The 14,829-nt window shown below is 59.2% G+C and carries 14 protein-coding genes; 6 read left to right on the top strand and 8 right to left on the bottom strand.

The window, feature by feature from the left end; translation table 11 throughout:
* Positions 1-323 precede the first annotated feature (323 nt).
* Entirely contained in the window at positions 324-731 is a 408-nt protein-coding gene (locus ABH944_RS11685; protein ID WP_404606029.1) for a VOC family protein, read from the top strand.
* Between the two features lie 24 nt (positions 732-755).
* Here the strand turns inward: ABH944_RS11685 and ABH944_RS11680 are convergent, their stop codons facing one another.
* Positions 756-1,307, bottom strand: coding sequence for a YaeQ family protein (locus ABH944_RS11680; RefSeq protein ID WP_404606028.1), 552 nt, complete (start codon positions 1,305-1,307; stop codon positions 756-758).
* Positions 1,308-1,672: 365 nt separating this feature from the next.
* Positions 1,673-2,017, bottom strand: a complete 345-nt coding sequence (sap1, locus tag ABH944_RS11675; RefSeq protein ID WP_404606027.1) for a surface attachment protein Sap1 — start codon at positions 2,015-2,017, stop codon at positions 1,673-1,675.
* Between the two features lie 541 nt (positions 2,018-2,558).
* Between sap1 and ABH944_RS11670 the strand changes: the two genes are divergently transcribed.
* Positions 2,559-3,185, top strand: coding sequence for a LysE family translocator (locus tag ABH944_RS11670; RefSeq protein WP_404606026.1), 627 nt, complete (start codon positions 2,559-2,561; stop codon positions 3,183-3,185).
* A gap of 88 nt (positions 3,186-3,273) precedes the next feature.
* Here the strand turns inward: ABH944_RS11670 and ABH944_RS11665 are convergent, their stop codons facing one another.
* Positions 3,274-3,411, bottom strand: a complete 138-nt coding sequence (locus ABH944_RS11665) for a hypothetical protein (RefSeq protein WP_404606025.1) — start codon at positions 3,409-3,411, stop codon at positions 3,274-3,276.
* A gap of 65 nt (positions 3,412-3,476) precedes the next feature.
* The gene (mnmE, locus tag ABH944_RS11660; RefSeq protein ID WP_404606023.1) at positions 3,477-4,865 is read right to left on the bottom strand and encodes a tRNA uridine-5-carboxymethylaminomethyl(34) synthesis GTPase MnmE; all 1,389 of its coding nucleotides are present in this window, start codon (positions 4,863-4,865) and stop codon (positions 3,477-3,479) included.
* Between the two features lie 314 nt (positions 4,866-5,179).
* Between mnmE and ABH944_RS11655 the strand changes: the two genes are divergently transcribed.
* Complete coding sequence (locus ABH944_RS11655; protein WP_404606022.1) at positions 5,180-5,599, top strand: transcriptional regulator; 420 nt, start codon at positions 5,180-5,182, stop codon at positions 5,597-5,599.
* 88 nt (positions 5,600-5,687) lie between these two features.
* Here the strand turns inward: ABH944_RS11655 and yidC are convergent, their stop codons facing one another.
* From yidC to rpmH, 4 genes are read right to left on the bottom strand one after another with little or no spacing between them, the layout of a single operon-like run.
* Positions 5,688-7,364 (bottom strand): membrane protein insertase YidC, encoded by a 1,677-nt coding sequence (yidC, locus tag ABH944_RS11650; RefSeq protein WP_404606021.1) that lies wholly within the window; start codon positions 7,362-7,364, stop codon positions 5,688-5,690.
* Positions 7,365-7,372: 8 nt separating this feature from the next.
* Positions 7,373-7,768, bottom strand: a complete 396-nt coding sequence (yidD, locus tag ABH944_RS11645; RefSeq protein WP_404606019.1) for a membrane protein insertion efficiency factor YidD — start codon at positions 7,766-7,768, stop codon at positions 7,373-7,375.
* A 53-nt stretch (positions 7,769-7,821) separates the two neighbouring features.
* Positions 7,822-8,304, bottom strand: coding sequence for a ribonuclease P protein component (rnpA, locus tag ABH944_RS11640; RefSeq protein ID WP_062087626.1), 483 nt, complete (start codon positions 8,302-8,304; stop codon positions 7,822-7,824).
* Between the two features lie 53 nt (positions 8,305-8,357).
* Positions 8,358-8,492, bottom strand: a complete 135-nt coding sequence (rpmH, locus tag ABH944_RS11635; RefSeq protein ID WP_006998755.1) for a 50S ribosomal protein L34 — start codon at positions 8,490-8,492, stop codon at positions 8,358-8,360.
* Between the two features lie 419 nt (positions 8,493-8,911).
* On the opposite strand from rpmH, the gene dnaA reads away from it, so the two are divergent.
* From dnaA to gyrB, 3 genes are all read left to right on the top strand, one after another.
* Positions 8,912-10,504, top strand: a complete 1,593-nt coding sequence (gene dnaA, locus ABH944_RS11630) for a chromosomal replication initiator protein DnaA (RefSeq protein ID WP_404606016.1) — start codon at positions 8,912-8,914, stop codon at positions 10,502-10,504.
* A gap of 481 nt (positions 10,505-10,985) precedes the next feature.
* Positions 10,986-12,089 (top strand): DNA polymerase III subunit beta, encoded by a 1,104-nt coding sequence (gene dnaN / locus ABH944_RS11625; protein WP_062087623.1) that lies wholly within the window; start codon positions 10,986-10,988, stop codon positions 12,087-12,089.
* Between the two features lie 147 nt (positions 12,090-12,236).
* Positions 12,237-14,708 carry a DNA topoisomerase (ATP-hydrolyzing) subunit B gene (gene gyrB, locus ABH944_RS11620; protein WP_062087622.1) on the top strand — a complete coding sequence of 824 codons (2,472 nt, stop codon included), beginning with the start codon at positions 12,237-12,239 and terminating at the stop codon, positions 14,706-14,708.
* Positions 14,709-14,829: the final 121 nt, after the last annotated feature.

Raw genomic sequence — 14,829 nt, 5'->3', positions numbered from 1 at the left:
TCAGCCTTGGGTGACGGGGGTGTGAAGGCATGGACAAATGACGCACAGATGCGACACATCACCACCATAGGGGTTTTTACTACGATAAGTGTTGCATCGCTCCTATCGGCTGTGTAATATCGGAACTGTCTCCTCCATGTCTCCTCCTGATATGGATTCAGTCCGCTCCGCAACGAGCGGACTTTTTTTCGTCTATACGTTTCGCAGCCTTTAGCACCGTGCTGTTTCGCAACACCCGCTAAACTTCAAGCTGACTTGTAGGCTGACCCAGGCTGATTCAGACTAGTTCACTGGCCGTCATACGCTAAGAAGGGAGACATGCAATGCAGATACCCATCCGCGAGATTGATCACGTGGTGATTCGCTGTGCGAACCTCGATGCCATGGTCGGCTTCTACAAGACTGTGCTGGGCTGTCCGGTAGAGAAGGAACAGCGCGAGATCGGGTTGGTGCAGATGCGCGCGGGACGCTCGCTGATCGATCTGCTGGCGGTGGGTGCGAAGATCGACCGGCCGGAAAGCGGTACTCCGGGCGCGGGCAACAACATGGATCATTTGTGCCTGCGCGTGGAACCGTTCGATTCCGGCGCGTTGCGTGCGCATCTGCTTGAGAACGGCGTGCGCCTGGGAGAAGAAGCGCGTCGATACGGCGCTGAAGGCTTCGGCCCGTCGCTGTATTTCTTCGATCTGGAAGGCAATCTTGTCGAGCTGAAGGGGCCGCCGGAAGCCTGACCGGCGCCCGGCCAGATCATTCAGTCAGCGCGGTTTTCCCTTGAAAACCGTCCAGTCGATAGCAACCGGATCAACGCTGGCGCTGCCCAGCGACGCCTCGCCGTCCTGCACGGTGCATTGAAGCCGCATGGTGCGTTCGGCCAACGCGCCGAGCGCTGCGGCCACGCCGTCCGTGAGCGACCAGACGGTGACGTTTTGCATCCGTTCGACCTTCGCCTTGACGCCCTGCCACCAGATTTCGGAGGTGCGGCCGCCATACGCGATCACGATCACCCGATCCGCGCGTCCGCTCGCCTTCGCTATGCGCCGTTCTTCCGGCTGGCCAACTTCAATCCACGTTTCGATTTGTCCGGTCAGGTCCTTTTGCCAGAGATCGGGTTCGTCGGTGTCCGACAGGCCTTTGGTGAATTCGAGGCGTTCGCTTGCGAATAGTGCGAACGCGGCGACACGCACCATCATCCGGTCGTCTGTTTCGGACGGATGGCGGGCGATGGTCAGCGCGTGGTCGCCGTAGTAGTGCCGATCCATGTCGGCGATTTGCAGTTCAGCTTTGTAGATTGTGGATTTAAGGGCCATGCAACACCGGAAAGCCTGTTTGAGAGGCCGGAAAAAGGGGAATTCGGAACGGATGTTTCGGGCGGAACCACTGCGTGCGGACGCGTTCCGAATCACATTCGACGACGTTCGACGCGTGATGATACCGAACGCGTTCGCTCGTTGCGGGGAATAGCTGATGAAGGGGAGGGCTGCGGGGGAAAACGGGTGCGGCTTGGGACTTCACTTGTCCTGTTGCCGATGCGGCGTAAGACTGCCTCGCGAGGACGGGCAGTCCATTGGGCGGGCGTGAATGAATTCACTCCACGAGATAATCATGTGCTTAAGCGAACGGCGGCTTTTATGCCGCCGTTATCCTTTTAAACCGTGATCAGTATGTGATTAATTCACTGTTTGATAAATCGGTCTGCGGTCCACAAGCCTTGTGTATCGCTGTTTGAAGCACTCACAAATTCGACATCATGGCCGACAACCTGCACTACACGGAAATGAGCGCCTTCCGGAGTCGGCATGCATTGAAATCCCGAGAAGAATTCCTGCATTTTCTGCTGCTCGCCCGCCTGGGCATGCTGATCGGCGGAATCGAATTTGTCCTTCGATAAACAACCGAAGGAATTAGGCATGAAACTGAACGTTTGTTCTGGCTGGATCGCCTTGTCCTGAGCGTGGACCGTGGCAATCGCAGCGAATAAGCCGATCATCGCAAAACCAGCAATGGCGCGCTTTTTCATCTATAGCCTCCATGCAACTCTTTAGCGGGGATTTAGCTATGTATTCAGTGGCTAGTTATTAATCTGCAGCGTTTATCCTAGACGAGAATTTTCAAGAGGCAAGCACAACTTGTGTGCGTTCGCAACAAGACAGATTGTCGCAGGAGCGCTTTCCGGATTTAAGCGGCTTTAAGCGCGCGGCACCGTCACCAAAAATGCCGAATGATGCGGCGCAAATAAAAAAACCATAAAAAATGCCCGGTTCGCTGGAACCGGGCATTAACCCCACGGAGGAGGGAGGAGACACTACACTTTACCGGGCTTCGTCGCTGGTCAAAGCCCGTTTAATACTAAGCAGAATCTGTGCCGAAGACGGTAATCGAGTACGTAAACGTGATTCCGCAGATGAAATCGTTTCTAGTCAGGCACTTGGTGCGTGGCGCCTTTTCCCTGGGTAGCGGCAGTGCGCTTCGGGTCATGTCGAGGCTTCCAGCTTTTTTACATCGTCCCTTGTCAGATGCGGATCTTCATGGATTAATCGACGCTTTCTACAGGAGCTCCCATGACTCTCGCTCAATGGCTACCGTTCGCAATCACCTGTGCCATCCTTGTCGCCATTCCCGGACCGACCGTGCTGCTGGTCGTGTCCTATGCGCTCGGCCACGGCCGCAAATATGCACTTGCCACGACGACCGGCGTCGCGCTGGGCGACCTCACGTCGATGACCGCTTCCATGCTCGGGCTCGGCGTGTTGCTCGCGGCATCGGCGGAACTGTTCATGGTCTTGAAATGGGTGGGCGCGGCGTATCTCGTTTATCTGGGCATCAAGTTATGGCGCGCACCGGTGACGGATACCGATGCGCTCAGCGCGCCCGACGAGTTGCGCACGGGGCGGATCGTGGCCCACGCTTACGCCGTGACCACGCTTAATCCGAAGAGCATCATTTTCTTTATTGCATTCCTGCCGCAGTTCATCGATCCGCATGTCGCGAGCATTTCGCAGATTGCGATCATGGAGGCGACGTTTGTGGGTTTGGCAGCGGCAAATGCGTTTGCCTATGCAATGCTCGCTTCGGTCGCGAGGCAGGCGATTCGGCGGCCCGGCGTGCAGCGGACGGTGAATCGAACCGGCGGTGCGATGTTGATCGGGGCGGGGGTGTTTGCGGCGGCCTGGAAGAAGGCGGTTTGAGGGGCGGGTGGACGGGCCGGTCAAGCGCCGGCCTTCACCTACTTCGATTCGGTGGCCTCCATGGCGTGCTCTTAACACCAAGCTCGAATTACCAGGTAACCCATCCGAACCTTACGGCCGTTTGCCAGAGCCCGGCGATAATGATCACAGCAGCGATGGCGGCCAAGGCTATCTGCCTGCGGCAGCGAATTGCCTGCTCTTCATCGAGACCCTTGGGTTTGGCCATTTCCGGCTCCCCGCGTCGCTTCCCTTCTGGAATCCTACATCAAGACGCGATGAGCCATGCGACGTCTACTTCCCAATACAAAACCGGCTGAAAATCACGCCCAGCAGGTCATCGGAACTAAATTCCCCGGTGATCGAATTGAGTTGATCCTGCGCGAGCCGCAGTTCTTCGGCGAATAAATCGAGCGCTTGCGAATTCTGGTCCGCATGGTCCGCTGCAATTGCCAGATGTTCCCGAGCCGCGCGCAGCGCAATCAAATGCCGCTCGCGTGCCAGATAGATGCTTTCCGCGCCCGCCTGCCAGCCGGCAATCTTCAGCAGTTCGCTGCGCAATAGCGCAATACCATCGCCGGTCTTCGCCGACAAACGCACTTCGCGCATGCCATCACCGGCTATGTCCGCCGATGCCCCAACACCCGCCAGATCCGCCTTGTTCAGAACGCGCACGACTGGTACGCCCACGGGGAAACGCGCCGAGATTGCGGCATCGTCGACGCTCAACGCCTCGCGTGCGTCCAGCAGATGCAGCACGACATCCGCGCGGCCGATTTCCCCCCAGGTCCGCTCGATGCCAATCCGCTCGACCTCGTCCTGCGTTTCGCGCAGACCGGCGGTATCGATGACATGCAGCGGAATGCCCTCAATCTGGATAGTCTGCGTGACCTTGTCGCGCGTCGTGCCGGCAATCGGCGTCACGATGGCGAGTTCCGCGCCGGCCAACGCGTTCAGCAACGACGATTTGCCCACGTTCGGCTGCCCCGCGAGCACGACCGACAGGCCCTCGCGCAGCAGCGCCCCCTGACGAGCGTCGGCGAGCACTTTGTCGAGCAAGGCGCGGATGCGCGCGAGCTTGCCGCGGGCATCCGCGGCTTCCAGGAAATCGATCTCCTCCTCGGGGAAATCGAGCGTCGCTTCGACCAGCATGCGCAACGTGATCACGTCTTCCACAAGCGCATGGATTTCGCGCGAGAAAGCGCCATCGAGCGAGCGGCCCGCCGAGCGCGCCGCGGCTTCAGTGCTCGCCTCGATCAAATCGGCGACAGCCTCGGCTTGAGCCAGATCGAGCTTGTCGTTAAGGAAGGCGCGACGTGTGAACTCACCGGGTTCGGCCAGGCGCACGCCGAATTCACGACCGGTATCGACCGCGCGTTGTAACAGCAATTGCAACACGATCGGACCACCGTGTCCCTGCAACTCGAGCACGTGTTCGCCGGTGTAGGAATGGGGTGCGGGGAAATACAGTGCTATGCCACGATCGATCGCTTCACCGCGTGCATCAATAAACGGTACATAGCTCGCGTGCCTCGCATCGAGCAACTGGCCGCACAGCGCAAGCATTGCGTGCTTCGCCGCCGCTTCGCCCGCCCGCCCGAACGACAGCCGGATCACGCCGATACCCCCACGCCCCGGCGCGGTGGCGATCGCGACAATCGGATCGGTGTCGTTATTGGACATGGTTTTTTTCCAGCGAAATGCGGGTGGACGAGTGGCGGCATTGTAGCGCGGCGCTTTCGTTTCGCTGCGCCGCACGAACGGCTAGGAGGATTCTTAATTTATCTTATGTGGGATATGATGAAGCATCAGAATGGATGTCCGCTTGGATCGTTTCATTGGGTGCAAATGTTCTCGCTATTGGGTCACCCGGGTTAAGCAGTCATCGCGACATTCTCGAGTTATTTTTCCTGAACGCGCTAAAAATGGGGAAGGTGCGCCATATCTAACGCGGACGGTTAACTCCGCCATAGCGTTTGCCTCGCACAATCGCGATCATGCCAACACCCAAAGAGAAAACCGATTTTTCGGATCGGCTCAAATTTTCGATGACGCGCGCGCCCGAGAAAATGCGCGGCGCAACCGATCTCGCTTTGCATTTCAATTTGCGTTATCGCGGCGAACCCGTTTCACCGCAAACCACGCATAAGTGGCTGACCGCGCGTTCAATTCCCACCGCCGACAAACTGGCGACGCTCGCCGAGTGGTTCAACGTCGAACAGCACTGGCTTCATTACGGACCACCGCCAAGCGGGAATCCGCAAAACGTACCGAAGCCGATCACGCACGACGAGAAGTATCCGGCTTCCGAAGAGACGCTCGAACTGGCTTCGAAGATCGAGGCGCTTTCGTCGCATCACCGGTATTTGCTCGAGGAACTCATCGATCAGTTTTATGGGACGGGTGGGAAGCGCTAGGGCGCTTATATAAACGAGGTTCGCGCAAGCAGAAACAAGAACGCCCGGGCTGAGCCGGGCGTTTTCAATGCAACCTAGGATCAAAGGCTTAAGCCTTGGCGACCTTCTTTTGTCCCATCATGCGCGTGATGTAATACTGCTGCGCGATGGAAAGCACGTTGTTCACGACGTAATACAGCACCAGTCCCGACGGGAAGAAGAAGAACATGACCGAGAACGCCAGCGGCATGAACATCATCATCTTGGCCTGAACCGGGTCCGGCGGCGTGGGATTCAACCGCGTTTGCAGGAACATCGACACGGCCATCAGCACCGGCAGGATGTAGAACGGGTCGGCCTGCGATAAATCGTGAATCCACAAGATCCACGGTGCACCGCGCATTTCCACCGACGACAACAACACCCAATACAGCGAGATAAACACCGGAATCTGCACGACGACCGGCAGACAGCCACCGAACGGATTCACCTTCTCGGTTTTATAGAGCGCCATCAGCTCCGAGTTCATCTTCTGCGGATCGCCCTTATACCGTTCACGCAGTTGCGTCATACGCGGCGTAATGGCCTTCATGCGCGCCATCGACTTATAGCTTGCCGCCGACAGCGGGAAGAACACGGCCTTGATCAACAGCGTGAGCAGGATGATCGACCAGCCCCAGTTGCCCACATAGCTATGGATCTTCTCGAGCAGCCAGAACAGCGGCTTGGCGATGATCGTCACCATGCCGTAGTCCTTCACGAGTTCGAGACCCGGCGCGACGCCTTCGAGCATCCGCTCTTCTTCCGGACCAGCAAAAAGCCGTGCCTGGACATCCACGGTCTGCCCCGGTGCGATGGTCTGCAACGGCTGCTGCACGCCTACGCGATACAGCGTGGGATCGATCTTCTGCACGTAGATATCGCGCTTCACGCCCTGCTGCGGAATCCACGCCGACGCGAAGTAATGCTGCACCATCGCAATCCAGCCGTTATCCGCAGAAGTCGCAAAATCTTCCTTGCCCTTGGCGATATCGCTGAACGTCATCTTCTGGAAATGATGCTGCTCGGTATAGACAGCCGGCCCGATGAACGTATGCGAGAAGCGCGGCGTTTCCACCGGCGAGTCGTCGCGCACCAGTTCCATGTACAGGCGCGGCGTAACCGGCGCTGTGCCGACGTTCTGCACCTTCGTGTCCACACCGATCACATAGCTGCCGCGCGTGAACGTGTAGGTCTTGATGACCTTCACGCCACCCTTCACCGGCGACTCGAACGAGATCGACAACGTCTTGCCGTCACCCATCGTCGTCTGGCTGCCCTGGACGAGCGTGAAGACGTCGTTGTGGTTCGGGAAGTCTCCCCCGAGCAGGCCCGTGCGCGCGAGATACGTGTGCGTCGCGGTGTGATCGAAGAGGGTGATGTACAGATCCGGCTGCTTGCCGTCACCTTCCTTGACGAGCGACAGCTTCGACAGCGTGCCGCCGCGGGTATCGATCTGACCGGAGTAGACATCCGTCGAGAAATTCACGAGCTGGTCTGCGGCGCTCGATGCGGGTGCGTTCAAACCAGGCGCGACCGGCGCACCGGGTACGCCTGGCGTGGCCGGCAAATCGGAGGCTTGCGTGCCCGGCGTCGTGGTTCCCGGTGCAGCGCTGCCGACCGTCTTGGTCGGGACGGCGCTCGGGAAGAACATCGACTGGCGCCCATGGTCACGTTGCCAGTTGTCGAACAGCATGACAGCCGACATGAAAAAGATGACCCATAGGACGGTACGTTTGATATCCATGCGTTGTCTCAGTGTCGATCGAAAAGCGCGTTATTGGCGCCGTGGGGGTTTGAACTTACTGAATTTGCCGGATCCGAAGAGGGATCTGGCGAATTCGATGAGCTCGGGGCAGAGTCGTCGACTGGGTCGGCCGCTGGCGCGCCATCCTGCTGAACGCAGCCGGTGGCGGACGGAGGCACGGGAACCAGATCGATGCCGCCAGCCGAAAACGGATGGCAGCGGCACAGACGTTTTGCTGCGAGGAATGAGCCACGCGCGGCGCCATGATACTGGATTGCTTCGCGCGCGTAGTTAGAACACGATGGGTAAAAGCGGCACCGGTTGCCGAGCATGGGGCTCACCGCAACCTTGTAGAAGCGTAATAAGGCGATCAACGCCGTTTCTGCAATTCGTGCCGTCTGCATAGAATTCGCGCTCGGGTCGACGCCGGACCAAGCCGGTGTGCGCCTGAAGCGGCTCATGAGCCCGCAGGCGCGGGTGGGTCGTTGACGACAGTCGATGAACCCTGCTCGCCCAAGCGCCGCGCGGCTTCGCGCACTGCACGGTCAAGCAGGCCGTCGATCTCTTCGCGAAACAACGTACGCAGCGGCGGCGATTTCGCGCTCGGCATGGCCTTGCGGTCTATTTTCGCATGCAGCCGCAACAGGATGTCCCAGCCGCCAAGCTCCGCACGCCGAAGCCGGAATGCCTCGCGCGCCAAGCGCTTGATCAGGTTGCGTGTCACCGCGCGCGGCGCAAACTTCTTGCCGATAACCAAGCCCAGTCTCGCCTCGTTGCCTGTCGGCTTGCCATACAGAACAAAGTGCGGGGACCGGCGCCAGGGGCGCAAACGAAAAACGGATGAGTATTCATCCGTTTTCAGCAGCCTTGCGGCCTTGGGGAACGCGGCACTCGCTCGCAACTGACTGGTTTCCTGTCCGGAGCTTGTCGTGCTGCACACCTGGCCGTCGCACGCGTCTGGGCGAGTGCCGGGGCGCGCCGTCAAAAGCGACCTTATACAGCCAGGCGCTTGCGGCCCTTGGCGCGACGTGCGTTGATCACCTTGCGGCCACCGGCCGTCTTCATACGGACGCGGAAGCCGTGAGTACGCTTGCGGCGGGTAACGGAAGGTTGGTAAGTGCGTTTCATGTTGGTCTCACTTGGGTAAAAACGGACCGCCGGCCAGACGTAAGCGACGTAAAAAGGCGACGCACCGGCCAGTGGTACAAGAATTCGGGTTTTGCGGAACCTGCTATTTAAACCGTTTTCCTATTGACCGTCAATAGGTTACGAGGCATGGCGAGCGGTTTTCGAAGAAGTCCACAGGCCGGGCGATTTGATGCGCGTCCTGGTCCGTCCCTGTGGATAACTCGCGCCGAGGTTGCATTTGGCGTTAGAATCTCCGCTCAATCCGACGTAACCGCACGTTGTCCCGGTCCGCTGCATCGCCCGCAAAAGCACGGTGAGCAAGGCTTTGGGACACGCTTGCCCGCGCGCACCGGGCCTTGTCGCCGCGTGGCGGCGAGGGCGGCGGCAGGACTCGCGGTAAACCCTAACGACTGCATTCGATGAACGATTTTTGGCAACACTGTTCCGCATTGCTGGAGCGCGAACTTACGCCGCAGCAGTACGTCACATGGATCAAACCGCTGGCCCTTGTCGACTTCGATGCCGACGCGAGCACGTTGCGTATCGCCGCGCCCAACCGGTTCAAGCTCGACTGGGTGAAAAGCCAGTTTTCCGGCCGTATCGCCGATCTGGCCCGGGATTTCTGGCACGCACCCGTCGATATCCAGTTTGTCCTGGACCCAAAAGCCACGGCCCGCAAGGCGATGGGCGGTGCATCCGCGCTGTCGGCTGCATCCGCACCTGCCGCCGCACCCGTTTCCCCGTCCATGCAGCGCGCGGCGGCCGAACCCGCTGAAAGAAGCAATGGCGGCCACGCGAACGCGAGCGCCCATATCAATGCGCTCGCGGCGGAAGCCGCGCAGCACGCGCAATCCTTGCAACATAACGATCAGGCCGATAACGGCGATCTCGACCTGCCGAGCCTCGACGCCAACGAAGCCGCCGTCGCGCGCCGAACCTGGCGGCCGGGCGGTACGGCGTCGTCGAATGGCGAAAACGATTCGGCTTATGAGCGTTCGAAGCTCAATCCGGTCTTAACCTTCGACAACTTCGTGACCGGTAAGGCGAATCAGCTCGCCCGTGCAGCCGCGATCCAGGTCGCCGACAACCCCGGCATCTCGTACAACCCGCTGTTCCTGTATGGCGGCGTGGGTCTGGGCAAGACCCACCTGATTCACGCAATCGGCAACCAGTTGCTGCAGGACAAGGCCGGCGCCCGCATTCGCTATATCCATGCGGAGCAATACGTGTCGGACGTGGTGAAGGCCTACCAGCGCAAGGCTTTCGACGATTTCAAGCGTTATTACCATTCGCTCGACCTGCTGCTGATCGACGATATTCAATTCTTCTCCGGTAAATCGCGGACGCAGGAAGAGTTTTTCTACGCGTTCGAGGCGCTGGTGGCGAACAAGGCGCAGGTGATCATCACGAGCGATACGTACCCGAAGGAGATTTCGGGTATTGACGACCGGCTGATTTCGCGCTTCGACTCCGGCCTGACGGTCGCGATCGAGCCGCCCGAGCTGGAAATGCGCGTGGCGATCCTGATGCGCAAGGCGCAGTCGGAAGGCGTGAGCTTGTCGGAGGATGTGGCATTTTTTGTCGCCAAGCATTTGCGTTCGAACGTGCGTGAACTGGAAGGCGCGCTGCGCAAGATCCTGGCTTTCTCCCGGTTCCATGGGCGCGAGATTTCGATCGAGTTGACCAAGGAAGCGCTTAAGGACCTGTTGACGGTGCAGAACCGGCAGATATCGGTGGAAAACATCCAGAAGACGGCGGCGGACTTCTACAACATCAAGGTCGCGGACATGTATTCGAAGAAGCGGCCGGCGAACATCGCGCGGCCGCGTCAGATCGCCATGTATCTCGCGAAGGAACTCACGCAGAAGAGTTTGCCGGAGATCGGCGAACTGTTTGGCGGGCGCGACCACACCACGGTGCTGCATGCGGTGCGGAAAATCTCGGCGGAGCGGGGCACGGACGCCCAGTTGAATCACGAGTTGCACGTGCTCGAGCAAACGCTGAAAGGCTGAGCGTTTTGCCAGCCGGCGCGGCGCGAATGCCGCGTCGTGCAAAAGACGCTGAAAGTGTGAAAAGCGGCCGCAAAACCTTGCCGTTGGCAGTGATTGGCGCAGAAAACAGCGCTAGATCAAAGTGTCGTCGTGCGACCGGCGAAAACGCTTCAGGCGGCAGGTGATGAGCGTGCGCGCGGCCATTTGTTGCTTGCGCTGAAAAGCGCCACAAAAAGCGTCGAAAAGCGGGTCTGTTTATTGACGAAATTGCCCCCATTTTCAGGGGGCGGTCAGGTTTTGAGGCACAATACGGGTTTGACCGTCCAGCGGCCTTGGGCGGCGTTTTGGCGTAAGCCTGGCACGTGCGATCGGCTTGTCGCCGCGAGCGCGTGACACGAGACCGTCCGAAGGTCATCAATGCGGTGGCAAACGCTTCTCAAAAAGCGGTGGCAGAAGCGGTGGCAAACGCGGCGGACGGCCGTCACATCAACGAAGGAACTCTATGCAACTGGTCAAGACCGAACGAGATAATCTCCTAAGGCCGCTGCAAACCGTGAGCGGAATCGTCGAACGCCGTCATACTTTGCCGATCCTCGCCAATTTGCTGATCACCAAGACTGGCGCCGACGTGTCGTTCCTCTCGACCGATCTCGAACTTCAGATCACCACGCGTGCCGACTTCGGCACCGGCAGCGATCAGGTCGCCACCACCGTCGCCGCGCGCAAGCTGCTCGACATCCTGCGCGCCATGCCGCCGGGTGAAGTGTCGCTCGATCTCACCGACAAGAAGCTGACCGTGCGCTCCGGCAAAAGCCGCTTCGCGCTCCAGACGCTTGCTGCCGATGAGTTCCCGACCGTCAACCAGGCTACAGAGTTCGGCGCGAGCCTCTCGGTTCCGCAAAAGACCTTCCGGCAATTGCTCGGCATGGTCCACTTCGCGATGGCGCAGCAAGACATCCGCTACTACTTGAACGGCATGCTGCTGGTTGTCGACGGCGACCAGTTGATGGCAGTCGCAACGGACGGCCACCGGCTCGCGTTCTCGTCGATGAAAATCGAGGGATCGTTCGCGCGCCAGGAAGTGATCATCCCGCGCAAGACCATCCTTGAATTGCAGCGCTTGCTTGAAGATATTGACGACTCGCTGGTGATTGACATTGCGGCGAGCCAGGTCAAGTTCACGTTCGGCCAGGTCGAACTCGTCTCGAAGCTGGTGGAAGGCAAGTTCCCCGACTTCCAGCGCGTGATCCCGAAGTCGCACAAGAACACGTTCCTGATCGGCCGCGAAGAATTGCAGCGTTCGCTGCAGCGTGCCGCCATCCTGACGTCGGACAAGTTCAAGGGCGTGCGTTGCCTGATCGAGCCGGGCCAGTTGAAGATCATGTCGACCAACGCCGACCAGGAAGAAGCACAGGAAGAACTGGAAATTGCCTATCAGGGCGACAGCGTGGACATCGGTTTCAACGTCACGTATCTGCTCGACGTGCTCGCGAACCTGAAGATCGACATGCTGCAAGTGAGCCTCGGCGACGCTAGCTCAAGCGCCTTGATCACGATTCCCGAGAACGACGAATTCAAATATGTGGTGATGCCAATGCGCATCTGACGCGGCCAAAACTAAAAACATTCCAAGGGGCGCATTGCCCCTTTGGCATTTTTAAGGTGTTTCGAAAAGTCCCGCGCAACAACCCCGTAGCGACCCAGTAGTGACCCAGTAGCGATCCAGTAGTGACGCAGAACCGGAAAAAAACCCATGACTGAAAACCCAATTTCGCAACCCGACAACGCTTATGGCGCATCCTCCATCCAGATCCTTGAAGGTCTGGAGGCGGTCCGCAAGAGGCCGGGTATGTATATCGGCGATACGTCGGATGGCACGGGTCTGCACCACCTCGTTTTCGAAGTGCTGGATAACTCGATCGACGAAGCACTCGCTGGCCATTGCAACGACATCCACGTCACCATTCACGCCGACAACTCCATCTCCGTGACCGACAACGGCCGCGGCGTGCCAACGGGCCTGAAGCTTGACGACAAGCACGATCCGAAGCGCAGCGCCGCCGAGATCGTGATGACCGAGCTCCACGCGGGCGGCAAGTTCGACCAGAACAGCTACAAGGTGTCAGGCGGCCTGCACGGCGTGGGCGTGTCTTGCGTGAACGGCCTGTCCGAATGGCTGCGCCTCACCGTGCGCCGCGACGGCAAGAAGCACTTCATGGAGTTTCGCCAGGGTGTGGTGCAGAACCGCGAACTCGTGACCGAAAACGGCATTACGTACTCGCCCATGCCCATTGTGGGCGACACGGAAAATCGCGGCACCGAAGTGCATTTCATGCCGGACATCACCATTTTCGGCAACGTGGAATTCCACTACGACATCCTCGCCAAGCGCATGCGCGAATTGTCGTTCCTGAATAACGGCGTGCGGATCCGGCTGACCGACCAGCGCACCGGCAAGGAAGACGATTTCGCGTTTATCGGCGGCGTGAAGGGTTTTGTCGATTACATCAACAAGACCAAGCAGGTCCTGCATCCGACCGTGTTTCATGCGATTGGCGAGAAGGACAATGTCACGGTCGAAGTGGCCATGCAGTGGAACGACAGCTACAACGAAAGCGTGCTGTGCTTCACGAACAACATCCCGCAGCGCGACGGCGGCACGCACTTGACCGGCCTGCGCGCGGCCATGACGCGGGTGCTGAACAAGTACATCACCGATCACGAGATTGCGAAGAAAGCGAAGATCGAGACGAGCGGTGACGACATGCGCGAGGGGTTGTCGTGCGTGCTGTCCGTGAAGGTGCCGGAGCCGAAATTCAGCTCGCAGACGAAAGACAAGCTGGTGTCGTCGGAAGTGCGCGCGCCGGTGGAAGAAGTGGTCGCGAAGGCGCTGGAGGAGTTCCTGCAGGAAACGCCCAACGACGCGAAGATCATCACGAACAAGATTATTGACGCAGCGCGGGCCCGCGACGCCGCACGTAAGGCGCGTGAAATGACGCGTCGTAAAGGCGTGCTCGACGGCGTTGGTTTGCCGGGCAAGCTGGCCGATTGCCAGGAGAAGGATCCGGCGAAGTCGGAGATCTATATTGTCGAGGGTGACTCGGCAGGCGGATCGGCGAAGCAAGGGCGTGACCGGAAGTTCCAGGCCATCCTGCCGCTGCGCGGCAAGGTGCTGAACGTGGAGCGCGCGCGCTTCGACAAGCTGATTTCGTCGGAGCAGATCGTGACGCTGGTCACAGCGCTCGGGACCGGGCTCGGCAAGGACGACTACAACCTCGAGAAGCTGCGTTACCACCGCATCATCATCATGACCGACGCGGACGTGGACGGTGCGCACATTCGCACGCTGCTGTTGACGTTCTTTTATCGGCAGATGCCGGAGATTGTGGAGCGCGGGTTTATTTATATCGCGCAGCCGCCGCTTTTCAAGATCAAGGTGGGTAAGGACGAGCGGTATCTGAAGGACCAGTACGAGCTGAACCAGCATATGTTGAAGCTGGCATTGCAGGGTTCGGAGCTGACGCCGGCTGAAGGCGCTACACCAATCAGCGGCGACGCGCTTGGCGAGCTTGCCCGTGCATATTTGCTTGCGCAAGCGGTGGTGGATCGCGTCAGCCGGTTCTACGACGTGACCGCGCTGGAAGCGGTGATGGACGGCATTGTGCTGGACTTGTCGACGGAGGAAGCGGCGGCGGCCTCGGCAGCCGCTTTGCAGGCGGCTTTGCGTGCCGATCCTTTGAAGCCCGAAGTGACGGTCGAGCCGGCTTATGACCCGGTGCGCGAGATCCGGTCGTTGCATATCAATCGCCGGCACCACGGCAACGTGAAGGTTTCGGTTATCGATGAAGACTTCCAGTTGACCGCGGATTACAAGCAATTGCAGACGACCGCGAATACGTTCAAGGGTTTGATCGGGCCGGGCGCGTTGATCAAGCGCGGCGAGCGTTCGATGGCGGTGACCGACTTCAAGAGCGCGATGAAGTGGTTGATCGCGGACGCGGAGCGTAACGTGAGCAAGCAGCGGTACAAGGGTTTGGGCGAGATGAATCCTTCGCAGTTGTGGGAAACGACGATGGACCCGACCGTGCGCCGGTTGTTGCGGGTTCAGATCGAAGACGCGATTGCGGCCGATGGGATCTTTACTACGCTGATGGGCGATGACGTTGAACCGCGACGCGCGTTTATTGAATCGAACGCGTTGATAGCGGGGAATATTGACGTTTGAGTTTGTCGTGTCGGGTGACACAGAAAGAGGGTGTCCCGGATTTTGTGTAAACGGGTTTTCGTTTAACGCGGCGACATCCGGTCTTCGAACTGGATAGTGAAGCGGTTTAGGGCCGCCTTCC

Origin of the sequence: Caballeronia udeis, assembly GCF_044909315.1 — a bacterium.
Lineage (GTDB): Bacteria > Pseudomonadota > Gammaproteobacteria > Burkholderiales > Burkholderiaceae > Caballeronia > Caballeronia udeis_A.
Note: the sequence above shows the minus strand (reverse complement) of the source record. Positions and strands in the feature narration are given on the sequence as shown.

What these genes read in the sequence shown, in the direction of transcription:
- ABH944_RS11655 (WP_404606022.1), top strand. Translation starts at nt 5,180, where the DNA reads ATGCCAACACCCAAAGAGAAAACCGATTTTTCGGATCGGCTCAAATTT.
- yidC (WP_404606021.1), bottom strand. Translation starts at nt 7,364, where the DNA reads ATGGATATCAAACGTACCGTCCTATGGGTCATCTTTTTCATGTCGGCT.
- ABH944_RS11680 (WP_404606028.1), bottom strand. Translation starts at nt 1,307, where the DNA reads ATGGCCCTTAAATCCACAATCTACAAAGCTGAACTGCAAATCGCCGAC.
- rpmH (WP_006998755.1), bottom strand. Translation starts at nt 8,492, where the DNA reads ATGAAACGCACTTACCAACCTTCCGTTACCCGCCGCAAGCGTACTCAC.
- ABH944_RS11685 (WP_404606029.1), top strand. Translation starts at nt 324, where the DNA reads ATGCAGATACCCATCCGCGAGATTGATCACGTGGTGATTCGCTGTGCG.
- gyrB (WP_062087622.1), top strand. Translation starts at nt 12,237, where the DNA reads ATGACTGAAAACCCAATTTCGCAACCCGACAACGCTTATGGCGCATCC.
- ABH944_RS11670 (WP_404606026.1), top strand. Translation starts at nt 2,559, where the DNA reads ATGACTCTCGCTCAATGGCTACCGTTCGCAATCACCTGTGCCATCCTT.
- dnaA (WP_404606016.1), top strand. Translation starts at nt 8,912, where the DNA reads ATGAACGATTTTTGGCAACACTGTTCCGCATTGCTGGAGCGCGAACTT.
- sap1 (WP_404606027.1), bottom strand. Translation starts at nt 2,017, where the DNA reads ATGAAAAAGCGCGCCATTGCTGGTTTTGCGATGATCGGCTTATTCGCT.
- yidD (WP_404606019.1), bottom strand. Translation starts at nt 7,768, where the DNA reads ATGCAGACGGCACGAATTGCAGAAACGGCGTTGATCGCCTTATTACGC.
- ABH944_RS11665 (WP_404606025.1), bottom strand. Translation starts at nt 3,411, where the DNA reads ATGGCCAAACCCAAGGGTCTCGATGAAGAGCAGGCAATTCGCTGCCGC.
- mnmE (WP_404606023.1), bottom strand. Translation starts at nt 4,865, where the DNA reads ATGTCCAATAACGACACCGATCCGATTGTCGCGATCGCCACCGCGCCG.
- dnaN (WP_062087623.1), top strand. Translation starts at nt 10,986, where the DNA reads ATGCAACTGGTCAAGACCGAACGAGATAATCTCCTAAGGCCGCTGCAA.